Annotated in this window: 13 protein-coding genes and 1 pseudogene; 11 read left to right on the forward strand and 3 right to left on the reverse strand. The window is 70.8% G+C overall.

Annotated elements, in window-relative coordinates; translation table 11 throughout:
- Positions 1-4: 4 nt before the first annotated feature.
- Positions 5-1,765, forward strand: coding sequence for a glycoside hydrolase family 3 protein (locus tag Aco04nite_RS11680; protein ID WP_212997208.1), 1,761 nt, complete (start codon positions 5-7; stop codon positions 1,763-1,765).
- Here the strand turns inward: Aco04nite_RS11680 and Aco04nite_RS11685 are convergent.
- Positions 1,744-3,204: an FAD-dependent monooxygenase gene (locus Aco04nite_RS11685; RefSeq protein ID WP_212997209.1), complete on the reverse strand. Its 1,461-nt coding sequence runs from the start codon at positions 3,202-3,204 to the stop codon at positions 1,744-1,746. The two genes, Aco04nite_RS11680 and Aco04nite_RS11685, sit on opposite strands and share 22 nt — an antisense overlap.
- Before the next feature lie 504 nt (positions 3,205-3,708).
- On the reverse strand, positions 3,709-4,320 hold the full coding sequence (locus Aco04nite_RS11690; protein WP_212997210.1) for a TetR/AcrR family transcriptional regulator: 612 nt from the start codon (positions 4,318-4,320) through the stop codon (positions 3,709-3,711).
- Between the two features lie 1,090 nt (positions 4,321-5,410).
- Between Aco04nite_RS11690 and Aco04nite_RS11695 the strand changes: the two genes are divergently transcribed.
- The 8 genes from Aco04nite_RS11695 to Aco04nite_RS11730 all read left to right on the forward strand — a co-directional run bounded on the left by Aco04nite_RS11695 (position 5,411) and on the right by Aco04nite_RS11730 (position 12,691).
- Complete coding sequence (locus Aco04nite_RS11695) at positions 5,411-6,613, forward strand: hypothetical protein (protein WP_212997211.1); 1,203 nt, start codon at positions 5,411-5,413, stop codon at positions 6,611-6,613.
- 51 nt (positions 6,614-6,664) lie between these two features.
- Complete coding sequence (locus Aco04nite_RS11700) at positions 6,665-8,866, forward strand: putative bifunctional diguanylate cyclase/phosphodiesterase (RefSeq protein WP_244875896.1); 2,202 nt, start codon at positions 6,665-6,667, stop codon at positions 8,864-8,866.
- A gap of 91 nt (positions 8,867-8,957) precedes the next feature.
- Positions 8,958-9,824 (forward strand): helix-hairpin-helix domain-containing protein, encoded by an 867-nt coding sequence (locus tag Aco04nite_RS11705; RefSeq protein ID WP_212997212.1) that lies wholly within the window; start codon positions 8,958-8,960, stop codon positions 9,822-9,824.
- A 62-nt stretch (positions 9,825-9,886) separates the two neighbouring features.
- Positions 9,887-10,030, forward strand: coding sequence for a hypothetical protein (locus Aco04nite_RS11710; protein WP_212997213.1), 144 nt, complete (start codon positions 9,887-9,889; stop codon positions 10,028-10,030).
- A 105-nt stretch (positions 10,031-10,135) separates the two neighbouring features.
- Positions 10,136-10,840 carry an energy-coupling factor ABC transporter permease gene (locus Aco04nite_RS11715; RefSeq protein WP_212997214.1) on the forward strand — a complete coding sequence of 235 codons (705 nt, stop codon included), beginning with the start codon at positions 10,136-10,138 and terminating at the stop codon, positions 10,838-10,840.
- Positions 10,837-11,193, forward strand: coding sequence for a PDGLE domain-containing protein (locus Aco04nite_RS11720; protein WP_212997215.1), 357 nt, complete (start codon positions 10,837-10,839; stop codon positions 11,191-11,193). The genes Aco04nite_RS11715 and Aco04nite_RS11720 overlap by 4 nt, the downstream gene beginning before the upstream one ends.
- Complete coding sequence (gene cbiQ / locus Aco04nite_RS11725) at positions 11,193-11,954, forward strand: cobalt ECF transporter T component CbiQ (protein WP_212997216.1); 762 nt, start codon at positions 11,193-11,195, stop codon at positions 11,952-11,954. Before Aco04nite_RS11720 ends, cbiQ begins: the two co-directional genes overlap by 1 nt.
- A complete protein-coding gene (locus Aco04nite_RS11730) occupies positions 11,951-12,691 on the forward strand; it encodes an energy-coupling factor ABC transporter ATP-binding protein (RefSeq protein ID WP_244875897.1) in 741 nt (246 codons plus the stop codon). Before cbiQ ends, Aco04nite_RS11730 begins: the two co-directional genes overlap by 4 nt.
- Here Aco04nite_RS11730 and Aco04nite_RS11735 read toward each other — a convergent pair.
- The gene (locus tag Aco04nite_RS11735) at positions 12,688-13,356 is read right to left on the reverse strand and encodes an SGNH/GDSL hydrolase family protein (protein WP_212997218.1); all 669 of its coding nucleotides are present in this window, start codon (positions 13,354-13,356) and stop codon (positions 12,688-12,690) included. The genes Aco04nite_RS11730 and Aco04nite_RS11735 overlap by 4 nt on opposite strands.
- 128 nt (positions 13,357-13,484) lie before the next feature.
- Here Aco04nite_RS11735 and Aco04nite_RS50000 point away from each other — a divergent pair.
- Positions 13,485-14,272 (forward strand): annotated as a pseudogene (locus tag Aco04nite_RS50000) (NADP-dependent oxidoreductase).
- A 53-nt stretch (positions 14,273-14,325) separates the two neighbouring features.
- On the forward strand, positions 14,326-14,829 hold the full coding sequence (locus Aco04nite_RS11745) for a MarR family winged helix-turn-helix transcriptional regulator (RefSeq protein WP_212997219.1): 504 nt from the start codon (positions 14,326-14,328) through the stop codon (positions 14,827-14,829).
- Positions 14,830-14,884: the final 55 nt, after the last annotated feature.

Consider the following 14,884-nt stretch of genomic DNA (forward strand, 5'->3'; position numbering starts at 1 on the left):
GGCCATGTACCCGTACGAGAATCCCGAACTGACCGTCGACCAGCGCGTCGACGACCTGCTGGACCGGCTCACCCTGGCCGAGAAGGCCGGGCTGATGTTCCACACGATGGCCGCGGTCGACCCGGACGGCACCCTGCACGAGCCGGACGGGCCCGGCGAGATGTTCCCGTCGACGTCCTGGCTGGTCACCGAGAAGCTGATCAACCACGTCAACATCCTGACGCTGCGGCCCACGCCGCCGACGCTGATCGCCGAGTGGCACAACCGCATCCAGGAGCTCGCCCGCGGGACCCGGCTCGGCATCCCCGTCACAGTCTCCACCGATCCGCGGCACGGCGTGCTCGACAACCCGGCGACCAGCGCGGCGGCGGGCGGCTTCTCGCTGTGGCCCGAGCCGATCGGGTTCGGCGCGATCAAGGACCCCGAGGTGATGCGGCGCTTCGCCGACGTCGCCCGGCGCGAATACCTCGCCGTCGGCATCCGGGTCGCGCTGCACCCGATGGCCGACCTGGCCACCGAGCCGCGCTGGGCCCGCACGAGCGGCACCCTCGGCTCCGACGCCGACGTGGTGTCCTCGCTGATCAAGGCGTATGTCGAGGGTTTCCAGGGCGCTTGTCTCGGAGATGACAGCGTCGCCGCGATGGTCAAGCACTTCCCCGGTGCCGGGCCGCAGATGAACGGCGAGGACGCACACTTCCCGTACGGGCGGGAGCAGATCTATCCCGGTGGTCAGTGGGACCTGCACCTCAAGCCGTTCGAGGCGGCGTTCGCCTCGGGGGTCGCGCAGGTCATGCCCTACTACGGGATGCCGGTCGGCACCGAGTACGAGGAGGTCGGCTTCGGCTTCAACCGCGAGGTCATCCAGGGCCTGCTGCGCGACCACTACGGCTTCGACGGCGTGGTCTGCACCGACTGGGGCCTGGTCACCGACGCCGACAACGTCATGGGCTCCCCGATGCCCGCCCGCGCCTGGGGCGTCGAGAGCCTCTCCCGCGTCCAGCGCGTCGAGAAGATCATCAACGCCGGTGCCGACCAACTCGGCGGCGAATACTGCCCGGAACTGATCATCGAGCTCGTCCAGGACGGCCGCATCTCCACCTCACGCATCGATCTTTCGGTACGCCGGATCCTGCGCGACAAGTTCCGACTGGGCCTGTTCGACGACCGCCGGTTCGTCGACGCCACCGCCGTCGCGGGCAGCGTCGGCACTCCCGAGTTCCTCGACGCCGGTCTCGATGCCCAGCGCAAGTCGGTCGTCGTCCTGCAGAACGAGTCGCTGCTCCCGCTCGCCGAGGGCACCACCGTCTACCTCGACGGCGTCGACCCCGCCGTCGCCGCCCGCTACGCCAAGGTCGTCGACACCCCGGCGGAGGCGGACGTCGCGATCGTGCGGCGCACCGCACCGTACGAGCAGCGCGGCGGCGGTTTCGAAGCGTTCTTCCACGCCGGCCGTCTCGACTGGACCGCCGACGAGCTCGCCCCGGTGCTGTCCGTCGCGGCCGAGGTGCCCACCGTGGTCGACGTGATGCTGGACCGCCCGGCGGTGCTCACCGCGCTGCTCCCGGCGACCCGGGCGCTGACCGGTACGTTCGGCGCGAGCGACGAGGCCCTGCTGGACATCCTGTTCGGCCGCTTCCCCGCCACGGGCACGCTGCCGTTCGAGCTCCCGTCGTCGATGGCGGCCGTCGAGGCCTCCCGCGAGGACGTGCCGAACGACACCGTGGACCCGCTCTTCGCGTACGGTCACGGCCTCCCGAACCAGTAGCTCAACGCCTCCTGGAGCCCGTCGGTGGTGTCGCCCTGCCAGGCGACATAGCCGTCGGGCCGCACCAGCATCCCCGCCGGGGCCGCTCCCGCCCCTTCTCCCGCCCCGACCGTGTCCACCCGGCCGGCGAACGGTCCCGGCGTCAGGTTCCCGGCCGGGTCGATCAACAGGGGGCGACCCGGCCGGGTCAGCTCCCGCAACCCGGGAAAATCGGGGGCGAGCCGGCCGACCAGGGGACCTTCCGCCGGGCCCATGTCGTAGACGACATCGGTCCCGGCCATCAGGTCCGCGATGTGTTTGCGGGTCGACGGCATCGTCATCAGCTCACCGAACAACTCCCGCAGCGCGGTCACCTCGGCACCGGGTCCGATCAGGACGGACTGCGCCTGGGTGTGCATGGTCACCCTCGCAGCGGCAGGCCGGCGCTCCGACTCGTACGTGTCGAGCAGTCCTTCCCTGGCCTTACCCAGCACCGCCGCCGCGAGTTTCCAGCCGAGATTGACCGCGTCCTGCAGCCCCAGATTGAGCCCCGGCCCCCCGATCGCGGAATGCACGTGCGCGGCATCCCCGAGCAGCAGCACCCGCCCTTCCCGGTACCGCTCCGCCAGCCGCGTGTTACCCCCTTCGAGCCGGCGCATCAGATGCGGCCCCGGCCCGGCCGGCGGCCCGAGCGTCACCGGCACCCCGACAACCCGGCTCGCACTGGCCGCCAGCTCCCCGAGCGACGCCTCCGGCTTGTCGGTGCGATCCCACTCCGCGGTGTTGAGCATCGGCACCTGCCCCGGCGCCCACGTGATCACCCCATGATCGGTACGCGTGTGCTGGAACGGCGGCACCTTTCCGTACCCCTCGATGATCAGCCCGCCATCCTGCGCGACCATCCCGTCGGGAACGCTCACATGCCCGGACAACCACACCGACGTATCGGTGGTCACCCCGGGGAACCCGATCCCCGCGAGCTTCCGCACGGCACTGCGCCCACCATCCGCCCCCACCAGGTACGCGGCCTCGATCGGCTCACGGCCCATGATGTGTACGACGACGGACTTCTCGCCCTGCTCCAGCCCCACCACCTCGTGGTCCCGCAGGATCTCGACGCCCAGCTCAGCCGCCCGCCCGGTCAGCATCGCCTCGATCCGCCGCTGCGGCACCATCACCGTGAACACATCGTTCTTCGGTACGCCACGCAGGTCCAGCGGGAACGCCCCGAAGATGAAACCCTCCGCCGGGGTAGGCGGGCCGTCTGCCTGCACCAGGCGCTCGTAAAGACCCCGGCGATCCAGCACGCGGACCACCTGGCCGACGAGGCCGTTCGCGCGCTGCTCGGTGGTCGGGCCGGTCAGTCGTTCCAGGACCACGGGGCGGACGCCGGCCAGGGCAAGCTCGCAGGCCAGCATCAGACCGTTCGGTCCGGCGCCGGCAATCACTACGTCAATCATGACAAAACCCCTTTCGGAGGGCATGGGTCATCGGCCCGGCACCAGCCGGGCGGCAGTTACTGGTCAGATCGGTCCGGGGACAGCGCGGCGTGGCCGCTGATCGAGCCCCCGCCCGGGCTTCGCCGGTCGAGCCCGGGCCTTGGGCGGTCGGTGCGAGGAGCTGGTCGGTGCGAATGGCCTGAGTGGATGCGGGATCGGCCGGAGATTGTGTGTTTCAGGCGCGGAAATGATTGACCGCGTTTGACAGCCGAGGACTTGAGAAATTGCGGCATCCCGGGCTTGGGCGCAACATCCCACCACTGCTCGCGACCTCGGTGCCACGCTGGTCACTCTTGGTTACGCACGATTTGTTGTGCCTGCAGTCTTTCGCTCTCAGGCAGGCGGCGGCGAGCTCTGGTCAGACGGGCACGCAACGGGAGGTCAGCTGCGGCGTACTCAGTTCGGGTGGGCGGCGGAAGGTCGGCTGCGCCGTTCTCAAGGTCAGGCGAGCGGCGGCTTCGGGGGTCAGGTGGGTGGTGGGAGGCCGGCTGCGGCTCGGGTGAAGGCTTCGGGGAGCAGGGTGTCCATGCGGACCGGTGGGTCGGCGCGGAGGTAGAAGGCCACGGTGGCCGCGTTGATCGCTGTGACGGTGGCCGCGACGAGGTTCGGGTAGAAGTCGTGTTTGACGTCGGTGCCGGTGCGCTCGGCGATGGCGGCGGCCAGCTCGGCCTCCGCGACGGCGCCGGCGCGCAGGAGCTCGCCCTGCAGGACCGGCTCGGCCATCATCAGGCGCAGGCCGACGGTCCATTGGAGCTGGTCGGGCACGGGATGTGCGAGCACCTCGGGGCCCGGCTGGAACTGGGCCATCGCCGCCGCCGTGATCGCCGTCCAGAGTGACTCCCCCGGCGGCCGGCGCCGCAGCTCGGCGGAGACCTCCAGGAACCGGTCGAGCTGACGGGCCGCGATCGCCTCCGCCTTGCTCGAAAAATAATTGTTGAACGTACGCGGAGACACCCCCGCCGCCGCCGCGATGTCCTCCACTTTGACCTCGTCGTACCCGCGCTCCACGGTGAGCCGGATCGCCGCCCAACTCAGCGCCGCCCGCGTCGCCACCTTCTTGGATTCCCGCAGCCCCATGCCCCCACCCTACCCGAACTTGCGCGCCCCGCAAAGATGCATGCCCCGCAATTTTCCGCCGGAACCCGACCGCTGAGCGCTCCCGCCCGTACCCGTGGTTGGCACCCGACCTGGAGGCAACACCATGCCTGCACTTCCCGAGTCCGACCCGCACCCCGACTGGCCCCCGGCCGACACCCCCCGCCCGGAGGAGGAACCCACCGCCGAACTCCCCGTCATCAAGGCCCGCAAGCCCGGCTGGAACGGCCCCACCCTGGCCCAGGCCGCCCTCTCCATGGCCTTGACCAATCACAGGTCCTCCACCCCGGATCCCCAGGAGGCAGACCCTCCCCTTGCCGACCGGACGCCGGCGCCGGAGCGCTCGGTGGACGGACACCCTGACGATCCCCGGGCCGGAAGACCCCCCGCCGCCAGGAACCCCACCACGCCGGCTGCCACACAACCCGCAGCCACCGGGCAAGGCGGATTCGGCTCACCCGACGGGCAAGACCGGCTCGGGTCAGCCGACGGGAGAGACGGGTCTGAGGCGGTCGGCGGGTCTGAGGCGGTCGGCGGGGAAAGTGGGTCTGCAGTGGCCGGCGGAGAACCCGGAGCCGGGGCTGCCGGCGGGGAACGCGGATCCGGGTCAGCTGGGACATCACGAGAAGCCGGGTCGGCTGAGGCCACGGTCGGGGAGAGCGCTCCCCCGGCGGCCGGGACGACCGAATCGGCCGGAACGTCCGGGACAGCCTGGGCGACCGGGGCAGCTGGGGCGGCCGGGGGAATGGCTGGTCTTCCGATGGAACCACCGCCTGCCGCCGGGCCGCTGATGTCGTCGGGTGCCTGGCCGTCGTGGACCGAGGCGTCACAGACCGAGGCGTCGCGGACGGGGCAGGCGTCACGGACGGGGCAGGCGTCACGGACGGGGCAGGCGTCGCGGCTTGTCGCTGCGGCCTCCGCGTTCGGCGACGACCTTGACGCGTCATCGTCGGGTTCCTTGGGTGAGCCGGGCGCAGTCCCCTACGCGGAGACGGGCAGGCCGGACGGCGGAACGGGAACGGCTGCGTCGCCTCATGCGGGAACCGGCGCAGCGGCACGCGTCGGTGAGTCCGTGGATGTCGAGGCGGCGAGGTGGGAGGCCACGCCGGTGTTCGTCAGTGGTCGGGCGGCCGGTGACGCGAACGGCAGCCTCGACGCCGCGGACAGCGAGCTCGCGGGCCGCGACAGCACAAGGGCGATCGGTATCAACCCGCGGCCGCTGGACGGTGCGGGGACGTTTGATCGTGAGGGTGACGGCGGGGATGGGGACGCCGGGTGGCTTCTGCCGGGGACGCCGCATGCGGATGATGGCCGGGTGGTGGACCGGAGCGAGGAGGCTGCCGGGGACGGCGGGCCGGGGCGGCGGTGGCTGGTCGGGGCGGGTGTTGTGGCTGTTGCGCTGGTGCTGGCCGGGGTTGCGGTTGTCGTGGTGGGGCACGGCGGGGAGGGCTCCGGGGCGGACAGCAGGCAGTGGGCTCCGCCTGCTGCGGCTGGTGGGGGCAGGCAGGGTGCCGCGGGCCAGCAGAACGGCGCGGGCCAGCCGGGGGCGGGAAGCCAGAGCGGGCAGCAAGCCGGGCAGCAGAGCGACCAGCAAGCCGGACAGCAGGCAGGGCAGCAGAGCGGGCAGCAGCGGGGGGACGGTGCGGGCGGGCAGCCTGGCAACGTGGCTGGGGCGCATGTGGTGGAAGGGGTGCGCTCCGGGCGTACCGTGGCGGGATTTGATCTGGTGGATGGGGCTCGGAGTGTGACGCTTCGGACGGCTGATCTCGGGGATGGGCTCTATCGGGTCAGTACGCCTGTGGGGCAGGCGGCTGTGCCGCTCAGTGAGGAGCGGGACGGGCGGGTTCAGGTGCGGATGGCCGGGGATGCGGAGGCGGTCGACATCACGCTGAGTTCGCGGGTGCGGTGGGATCTGCGGGTCGGTGGGGGTGCTGACAGCAGCGTCATCGATCTCAGTGGAGGGCGGGTCGGCGGGGTGGATCTCAGCGGTGGGGCCACCCGGATCAGTCTGGTGCTGCCGCCGCCGGACGGGACGCTGAACGTGCGGATGTCGGGTGGGGTCAGTCTGCTGGATGTGCGGACCGCGGCGGACGTGCCGGTGCGGGTGCGGGTGGGGCGTGGGGCCGGGCAGGTGGTGCTGGACGGGTTGACGCATTCCGGGGTGGCGGCGGGTGGGACGTTCAGTTCGCCGAGCTGGGACACCGCGGCGGATCGGGTCGATCTTGACGCGGTGGCGGGGCTCGCGGCGCTGACGGTGGCGGCCGGCGGGCTCTGAGGGGGGGTGGAATACCTCAAGAGAAGGTCAAGGGCGCCGAACAGCAGGACTGTGCGGAGAATCGCGGACCGATGGTGGGCGATCTGGCCGGTGCTGGGTCTGGCCGGCTGCCTCGTCTATCTGACGCTGCCATCGGGGGCGGTTCCGGCCGCGTTCTCGGCTGCGGTCGGCTATCTGGCCGCTCTGGTGACAATTCTCGGGGTACGCCGTAACAGGCCGCCCGATCCCCTGGCGTGGCTCGTGTTCGCGGCGGGTCACGTGTTCTGGGCGACCGGGGACATCGCGTACGCCGCGAACTCGCATCTGCTGGGCTATCAGCCGTACCCGTCGTGGGCGGACGCCTCGTACCTGTGCGCGTACCCCTTCTTCGTCTTCGCCCTGTTCCGGCTCGCCCGCGGCCGGCGGGCCGGCTGGTCGCGGCTGATCGACGCCGGGGTGAGCATCACCGGGCTGGGGCTGGTCTACTGGGTGTTCGTGATCGGGCCCATCGCCGGTGACACCTCGCTGCCGCTGCTGGGCCGGATCGCGACGATCGGGTACCCGACGGCCAGCGTGCTGATGCTCGCCGCGGTGCTGCCGCTGATCGTCCGGGCCGGGCGGCGCAGCCCGAGCGGGTGGATGCTCGCCATGGGCTGCGTGACGGTCCTGCCGGGCAATGTCGTGTACACGCTCTTCCCCGGGTTGCTGGCCCAGTACGGCGCTCTTGTCTACGGGGCGTTCGTCTGCACGTACATCTGCTGGGCGGGTGCGGCTGTGCACTCCTCGTCGCGTACGCCCGATGCCGGCCCGGAGCGCACCGGATCCCGCAGGCTGGCGATGCCCGCGGCGGCGACGATGCTCGTGCCCGTGGTCCTGTTCGTCGAGGGTGGGCGGGCACCGGACCACGTGGACTGGCTCGCGGTCGGGATCGGCTCGACGCTGCTGGTGCTGCTGGTGATGGCGCGGCTCGTCGGCTTCGTGTCGCAGGTGCAGTCCCAGGCCGTGCAGCTGGAGGATCTCGCGTTGCACGACGCGCTGACCGGGCTGCCGAACCGGCGGGTCTTCGAGGAACGGCTCGAAGTGGCGGTGGCCACCGGGAGCCCGCAGGTCGCGATGCTCGACCTGGACGGCTTCAAGGACGTCAACGACCGGCTCGGGCATGCGATCGGTGACCGGCTGCTGACTGTGGTGGCGCAGCGGCTGGCGGCGGCGCTCGGCAACGACGGTGGTCTCGTCGCACGGATGGGCGGTGACGAGTTCGCCGTGCTGGTGGGCAACGGCATGGACGGTGTCGTCGCGCGGATCTGCGCGGAACTGGACCGGCCGATCGAGGTCGCCGGGCACGAGCTGCTCATCGGTGCGAGCATCGGCACCGCCGACGGCGCGGACACCGGCGACGCGGGCGAGGTGCTGCGGCGCGCGGACGTCGCGATGTACGCGGCGAAGCACGCCGGGGTGCGGCACCGCCGTCATCACAGCGAGCTGGACGTGGTCGCGGGCGAGCACGCGCTGCTCGCGGCGGAGCTGCGCGCCGCTCTGGACACCGGTCAGTTCCGGGTCGTCTACCAGCCCATCGTCTCGCTTCCCGACGGGCGGATCGTGTCGGTGGAGGCGCTGGTCCGATGGGATCATCCGACGCGCGGCTTCGTCAGTCCGGTCGAGTTCATCCCGGTCGCCGAGCAGAACGGGCTGATCGTGGAGCTGGGTGCGTGGGTTCTGCGTACGGCGTGTGCGCAGGCCGTCATGTGGCGTAACGAGCTGGGCGAGGCAGCGCCGGAACGTATGTCTGTCAACGTTTCCGCGCGCCAGCTGGCCGAGCCGGGCTTCGCCGACGTGGTCGCCTCGGTGCTGGCGTGGACCGGTCTCGGCGCCCGGCACCTGATCGTCGAGGTGACCGAGACCGCGGTGTTCGGCGGCGGTCAGACCGTGCAGACGGTCAAGGACCTGCACGAGCTGGGCGTGAAGATCGCGCTCGACGACTTCGGCACGGGACACTCGTCGCTGGGGCTGTTGCAGACGATCCCGGTCGACATGCTCAAAGTGGATAAATCATTCGTGGACGGGATCACGATGGCCGGTCGGCACGCGGTCATCGCCACCGCATTGATCCAAGTCAGTAACGGTTTGGGGTTGATGGCGGTCGCCGAGGGGGTAGAGACAGCGGAACAGGCAGCGGAGCTCCACCGGCTCGGGTACCGGCTCGCGCAGGGCTACCATTTCGGCCGACCGGTGGCCGAACCGGACTTCACCGGAACCCGGGTCGCTGTGGTGTGACACAACGGATCGGCGGTGCGTGAACGTGGCGACGCAGCTCTCCCCTATGATGCGCGCTACAACTTCACCCGAAGCCGTCCGGAGGCATGCCGTGGCATCAGTCCTTTCCCTCGTCGGCGGGCTCGTGGTCGGGGTGATCGCCGGCTGGCTCATCTGGGGCAGGAAATCCGCCCCGGCCGTTCCCGCCGGCACGTCGGCACCGGCGACCCCGCCGGCCGCCGAGCCGATCCCCGACCCGAGTCCCGCCGCCGACGCCGCCGTCTCCGACCCGGAGCCGGCCGCCGAGCCCTTCGCCGAGCCCCTCAGCACGACCGCACCGGTCGCCGGGGAGCCCATCGTGGAGCCCGTCGCCGCCGGTCAGCCGGCACCGGCCGACGTCACGGAACCGGAGCCGGCCTTCGAGCCGGAGCCGGACCCGGTTGTCGTCGCGGAGACGGACACGGTCACCCTCGTGGAGACCGGGTCCGAGCCGATTCTGGTAGCGGAGACGGAAACCGTCTCCGTGGTGGAGACCGAGACGGAGCCGGTTCTCATCGTCGAGACCGAAACCGTCGCGATCACGGAGGCCGAGCCGGTCGCGCCCATCGCCGCGACCGAACCCGAGCAGGTTGCCGAGCCGGTTGCCGAGCCCGCGCTGTTCACGGAGCCGGCACCGGAGCCGTTCGCGGAGCCCGAGCCGGTCGTGATCCCCGCCCAGGCCGCTGCCCCCGCCGTGGAGCAGACGACCGGCGAGCCGCACGAGATCCTCACGCACGAGCCCGACGATCTGACCAAGATCGCCGGCATCGGCCCGAAGATGGCGATGGCCCTGGCGGCCGGCGGCATCACGACGTTCGCGGAGCTCGCGAACACCGACGTGGCCACCCTGCGCACGATGATCTCAACGGCCGGCATGCGGCTCGCCCCGACCATCAACACCTGGCCGGAGCGCGCCCAGGCCCTCGTGGGCACCAAGTAACCAGCACCACCCGCAGGGCCCGGTCGTCGTCGACGACCGGGCCTCTGCTTTGTGCCCGGCAAGTGCGGTCCACCGCGACCGGCGATGAGCACGCGGTGCTGCGCCTGATGACCGGGGAGCCGTGGCACGACTCGGGGTTGCCGATCACCGACGACCCGCGCCGGAGCCGGTTCGAGCGGCGGCTGGAGATGATCATCACTTCGTGAATCCCGCGCGCCGTCGCAGAAGCGGCTCAATTGCCAATACTGTGCAACTACACACGTTGGCCAATATGCTGCGAGGGACCGTGGCGCGTTCCTGGGGAGGAATCGATGGACGACGTTCAGGCGATGCACATCGCCAACGGGATCGTGGACGGGCCGGTGTCGGCACTGTTCGCCGTCCTCGCCGTGCTGGCGCTCGCGTTCTGCGTGTGGCGGGCGCGGGCCGACCTCGACGACCGGCTGGCGCCGATGGCGGGGCTGGTCGCCGCGTTCATCTTCGCGGTGCAGATGCTCAACTTCCAGGTTCTGCCGGGCGTGTCCGGGCACCTGCTCGGCGGCGCGCTCGCCGTGGTCCTGGTCGGGCCGTGGGTCGGTGCGCTCTGCGTCTCCACCGTGCTGATCGTGCAGTGCCTGCTGTTCGCGGACGGCGGGCTCACCGCCCTGGGGCTGAACATCACCAACATGGCGCTGATCGGCACCGCCGCCGGTTACCTGCTGGTCGCCGCGCTGATGCGGTTCCTGCCGAAGACGCCGGGCGGCGTCGGCGCGACCGCGTTCATCGCGTCGGTGGTCGGCGTGGTCGTCGCGTCGCAGGGCTTCGTCCTCGAGTACTGGCTGGGCGGCACGACCCAGCTGTCGATGACCACGATCGCCGGGACGATGGCCGGCGTACACGTGCTGATCGGTCTCGGTGAGGGCCTGATCGCCGCGACAACGGTCGCCACCGTCGCCCGGGTCCGCCCCGACCTGGTGTACGCGCTGCGCCGCTACCGCAAGACCGTTCCCGCAGTAGAGATGGCTGATGCCTCATGAGCAAGCGACTCGGATGGTTCCTCGCCGGCGGGCTGCTGGTCGCGCTGCTGCTGGCCGGGGTGGTCAGCAACTTCGCCTCGGGCAGCCCGGACGGGCTCGACGCGACGGCGCGGCAGGGCTGCACGTTCGATGCCGATGACGAGATCACCGGCGGCACCTGCATGCTCCAGCAGGAGCAGGGCCATCAGATGGACGGCAGCCCGCTCGCCGGTTACGGCATCCGGGGCATCGACAACGAATGGCTGTCGACCGGACTCTCCGGGGTTCTGGGTGTGCTGCTCACCTTCGGCATCGGCGGCGGCGTGTTCTGGCTCGCCCGCAAACGTAAGAGCCCCGAGGAAGCAAACACCTGATGGGAGCCGGGCACGCACATCCGCTGTATCTCGACCGGTCCGGTCCGGTGCACCGGCTCGCGCCGGAGGTGAAGATCCTCGCGACGTTGCTGTTCACCGTCGTGGTGGTGGCGACCCCGCGCGAGGAGTTGTGGGCCTTCGGCGGGTATGCGGTGCTGCTGGCGGTGGTTGCCGGCGCGGCGGGCGTACCGATGAAATGGCTGGCCAAGCGCGCCTCGATCGAGCTTCCGTTTGTCCTTCTCGCCGTTGCCCTGCCGTTCGCGGGGCACGGCGAGCGGGTCGGCTGGCTGGGGATGTCGCTGTCGGTGGACGGGCTCTACGGCGCGTGGAACATCGTCGCGAAGGGCACGCTCGGGGTGGTGGCGTCGCTGCTGCTCGCCGCGTCGACCACGATGCGTGACCTGATCGTCGGGCTCGACCGGTTGCGCTGCCCGGCGGTGTTCACCCAGATCGCGACGTTCATGCTGCGCTATCTCGACATCCTCGCCGACGACGCGCGGCGGATGCGGATCGCGCGGCTGTCGCGGGGCTACGATCCGAGGTTCCTGTGGCAGGTCAGGGCGTTCGCGGTGAGCGTCGGGTCGCTGTTCCTGCGGGCGTACGAACGTGGTGAAAGGGTTTACCTGGCAATGGTGTCGCGTGGCTACGACGGGCGGTTGCCCCGGCCCGACGCGGGCGGCGCGACGGCCGCGCAATGGGCGCAGTCGGCGGTGCTCCCGGTGGCGGCCGCGGCCATCGCGGTGACAGCGGTCCTGCGGTGAGCCTGTCCATCAGCGGGCTGACGTTCGCCTACCCCGACGGCAGTGTGGCGCTGCGCGGCGTCGACCTGTCCGTCGCCGAGGGTGAGCGGGTGGCGCTGCTCGGGCCGAACGGCGCCGGCAAGACCACCCTGGTGCTGCATCTGAACGGCATCCTGCACGGCGGTGCGGGCAGCGTCGAGGTCGGCGGGTTACTGGTGGACGGCGGTGACCGGGCCCGGCTGAGCGAGATCCGCCGCCGGGTCGGGATCGTCTTCCAGGACCCTGACGACCAGCTCTTCATGCCCACGGTCGCGGAGGACGTGGCTTTCGGCCCGGCCAACCTGGGCGTACGCGGTGCGGAGCTCACCACCCGCGTCGACGAGGCCCTCGAGGCTGTCGGCATGGCCGCGCACCGCGATCAGGTGCCCCACCACCTTTCGTTCGGCCAGCGCCGACGGGTCGCGGTGGCAACGGTGCTCGCGATGCGGCCCGATCTGCTGGTGCTCGACGAACCGTCGTCCAACCTGGACCCCGCGAGCCGGCGGGAGCTCGCCGAGATCCTGCGGACGCTGCCCGTGACGGTGCTGATGGTCACGCACGACCTGCCGTACGCCATGCAGCTGTGTGCCCGTTCGGTGATCCTGGACGGTGGCCGGATCGTCGCCGACGGTCCCACCGCCGAGATCCTGGCGGACGAGACCCTGCTGCACGCGCATCGCCTGGAGCTCCCCTTCGGATTCCATCCGGTCCACCCTTAACGACGCGCGACGATGGCGTCGTACCAGGCGTCGGCGATCTTGTGGTAGCCGTGGTCCGTCGGGTGGACCTGGTCGCTGAGATCGGCGGCGGTCATCACGGCGTGCTGGTCGACGTAGACCACGCCGTAGTGACCGGCCACCAGCGCGGGCAGCCGGGCGTTGAAGGCGTCGATGCGGGCGTTCACCGCCGGGACGGAGCTGCAGACCAGCGACGACACGTAGACGGTCACGCCCGGGTCGGCGGCCACGATGTGGTCGGCGAGCGCGACGACGCGATCGGGGGCCGTCGCCGACCGGTAGTCCTGGATCATGTCGTTGGTGCCGAGATGCATGACCACGATGTCCGGGTGATAGGTGGCCAGCCAGCCGTCGGCCCGGGCCGCGATCTGGTCGATGCGCCAGCCCGGATGGCCCTCGTGGTCGGGGTCCGGGGCGGTGCCGGAGCGCTGCGAGCCGACGAAGTCGACGCTGAGGCCGGCCTCCCGGGTGAGCCGCTCGTAGAGGACCCCGCGGTAGCCGTTGCCGTCCGTCGAGCCGTACCCGTGGGTGATCGACGCCCCCAGGGGCAGGAGCACCACCGGCTCGGACGCTGACGCGGGCGTCATCCCCGCGGCAACCGCCACCACGCCCAGCAATCCTGCCGCCACCCATCGCCCTGTTCGCACGGTGTTCTTTCTAGCGCCCCTGCGCAAGCAACCGGGAGAGGCGTACCACTAGATACTTGGCCAGCCACACATCTCCGTTACGTTAGGTGTCTAGCCACATAAATGGTGTGGCAGGCTGAGGAGTCATCGTGAGAGCAATCGTTTTTGACCGGTTCGGCGGCCCGGACGTACTGCACGAGGCGAATGTTGAGGTCCCGCAGCCCGGCCCCGGCCAGGTCCGGATCCGGGTGAAGGCCGTCGGGCTGAACGCGCTGGACGGCAAGATCCGCTCTGGAGCGATGGCGGCCGTCCGCGCGACGGCCTTCCCCGCCGTCCCCGGTGCCGAGCTCGCAGGTGTGGTGGACGCCCTCGGTGAGGGTGTGAGCGAGGTGGGGGTCGGCGATGAGGTGCTGGGCTGGTCGGACACCGGCTCGGGGTGACTGCCGGCGAGACCGTGCTGATGCACGGCGCGTCCGGAGCGGTCGGAACCCTGGCGATCCAGCTCGCCACGGCCCGCGGCGCACGGGTGATCGCCACCGCGGGCACCGCCAACCAGGACTACCTCACATCGCTCGGCGCCTCCGCGACTCTTTACGGCGATGGCCTGGTCGAGCGGGTGCGGGCGCTGGCCCCGGACGGTGTGGACGCGGTGTTCGACCTGGCCGGGAAGGGAGCTCTCGAGGACTCCATCACTCTGCGGGGCGGTACCGGGCGCATCGTCACCATCGCCGACTTCGGTGCACGGCAACTGGGCATCACCTTCTCCCAGGGGTCCCCGCAACACTCCGCCGTCCAGCTGGCCGCCGTGGCCCAGGACGCCGCGGCCGGCAAGCTCGTCGTCACCGTCACCGCCTATCCGCTCGGTGAGGCGGCCACCGCCCAACTGGTCAGCGATGCCGGACACGTGCGGGGCAAGCTCGTCCTGACCGTCGACTGAGCACGCCCGCCGCCGCCTCCCCGACCACCTGCCGCCTCATGAGGAACCGAACCATGGCCACCCCCGAACCCCGCATCCCCACGACGGCCGGCGCAGGACCGATGAGCTACGCGATCTTCCAACTCGCCCGCGCCCACCGCTCCTACGCCGCCACCCTGCTGCGCGCGATGGACCTGCATCCCGGGCAGGAGCTGCTGCTGATGCACCTTTTTGACCGGGACGGCCAGTCCCAGTCCGAACTGCTCGAACGCCTCGGCGTGGACCACTCCACCATTTCCAAGGCGCTGCGCCGCATGCAGGACGCCGGCCTGGTCATCCGCGAGCCGGCCGCCCATGACCGGCGCGTCATGGTGGTCCACCTCACCGACAAGGGCCGGGCGATGCGCGAGCCCGTCACGGCCCTGTGGCAGTCCCTGGAACAGACCTCCGTCCGGAACCTGTCGCAGCAGCAGGCAGAGTCCTTCGTCGAGACCGCCCACGCCATCACCGAGGCGATCGGCAGCCGCGTACTTCCCGGCGAACATGGCAATCGGTTGCCAGGAAAAGCGGGGCTTTGACCGGAGAAAAGTGGTCTCGACCGGTTTCCGAAAAACGAAGACTGCTCGTATAAGT

It is taken from the genome of Winogradskya consettensis (genome assembly GCF_018332715.1).
Classification (GTDB): Bacteria; Actinomycetota; Actinomycetes; order Mycobacteriales; family Micromonosporaceae; genus Actinoplanes; species Actinoplanes consettensis.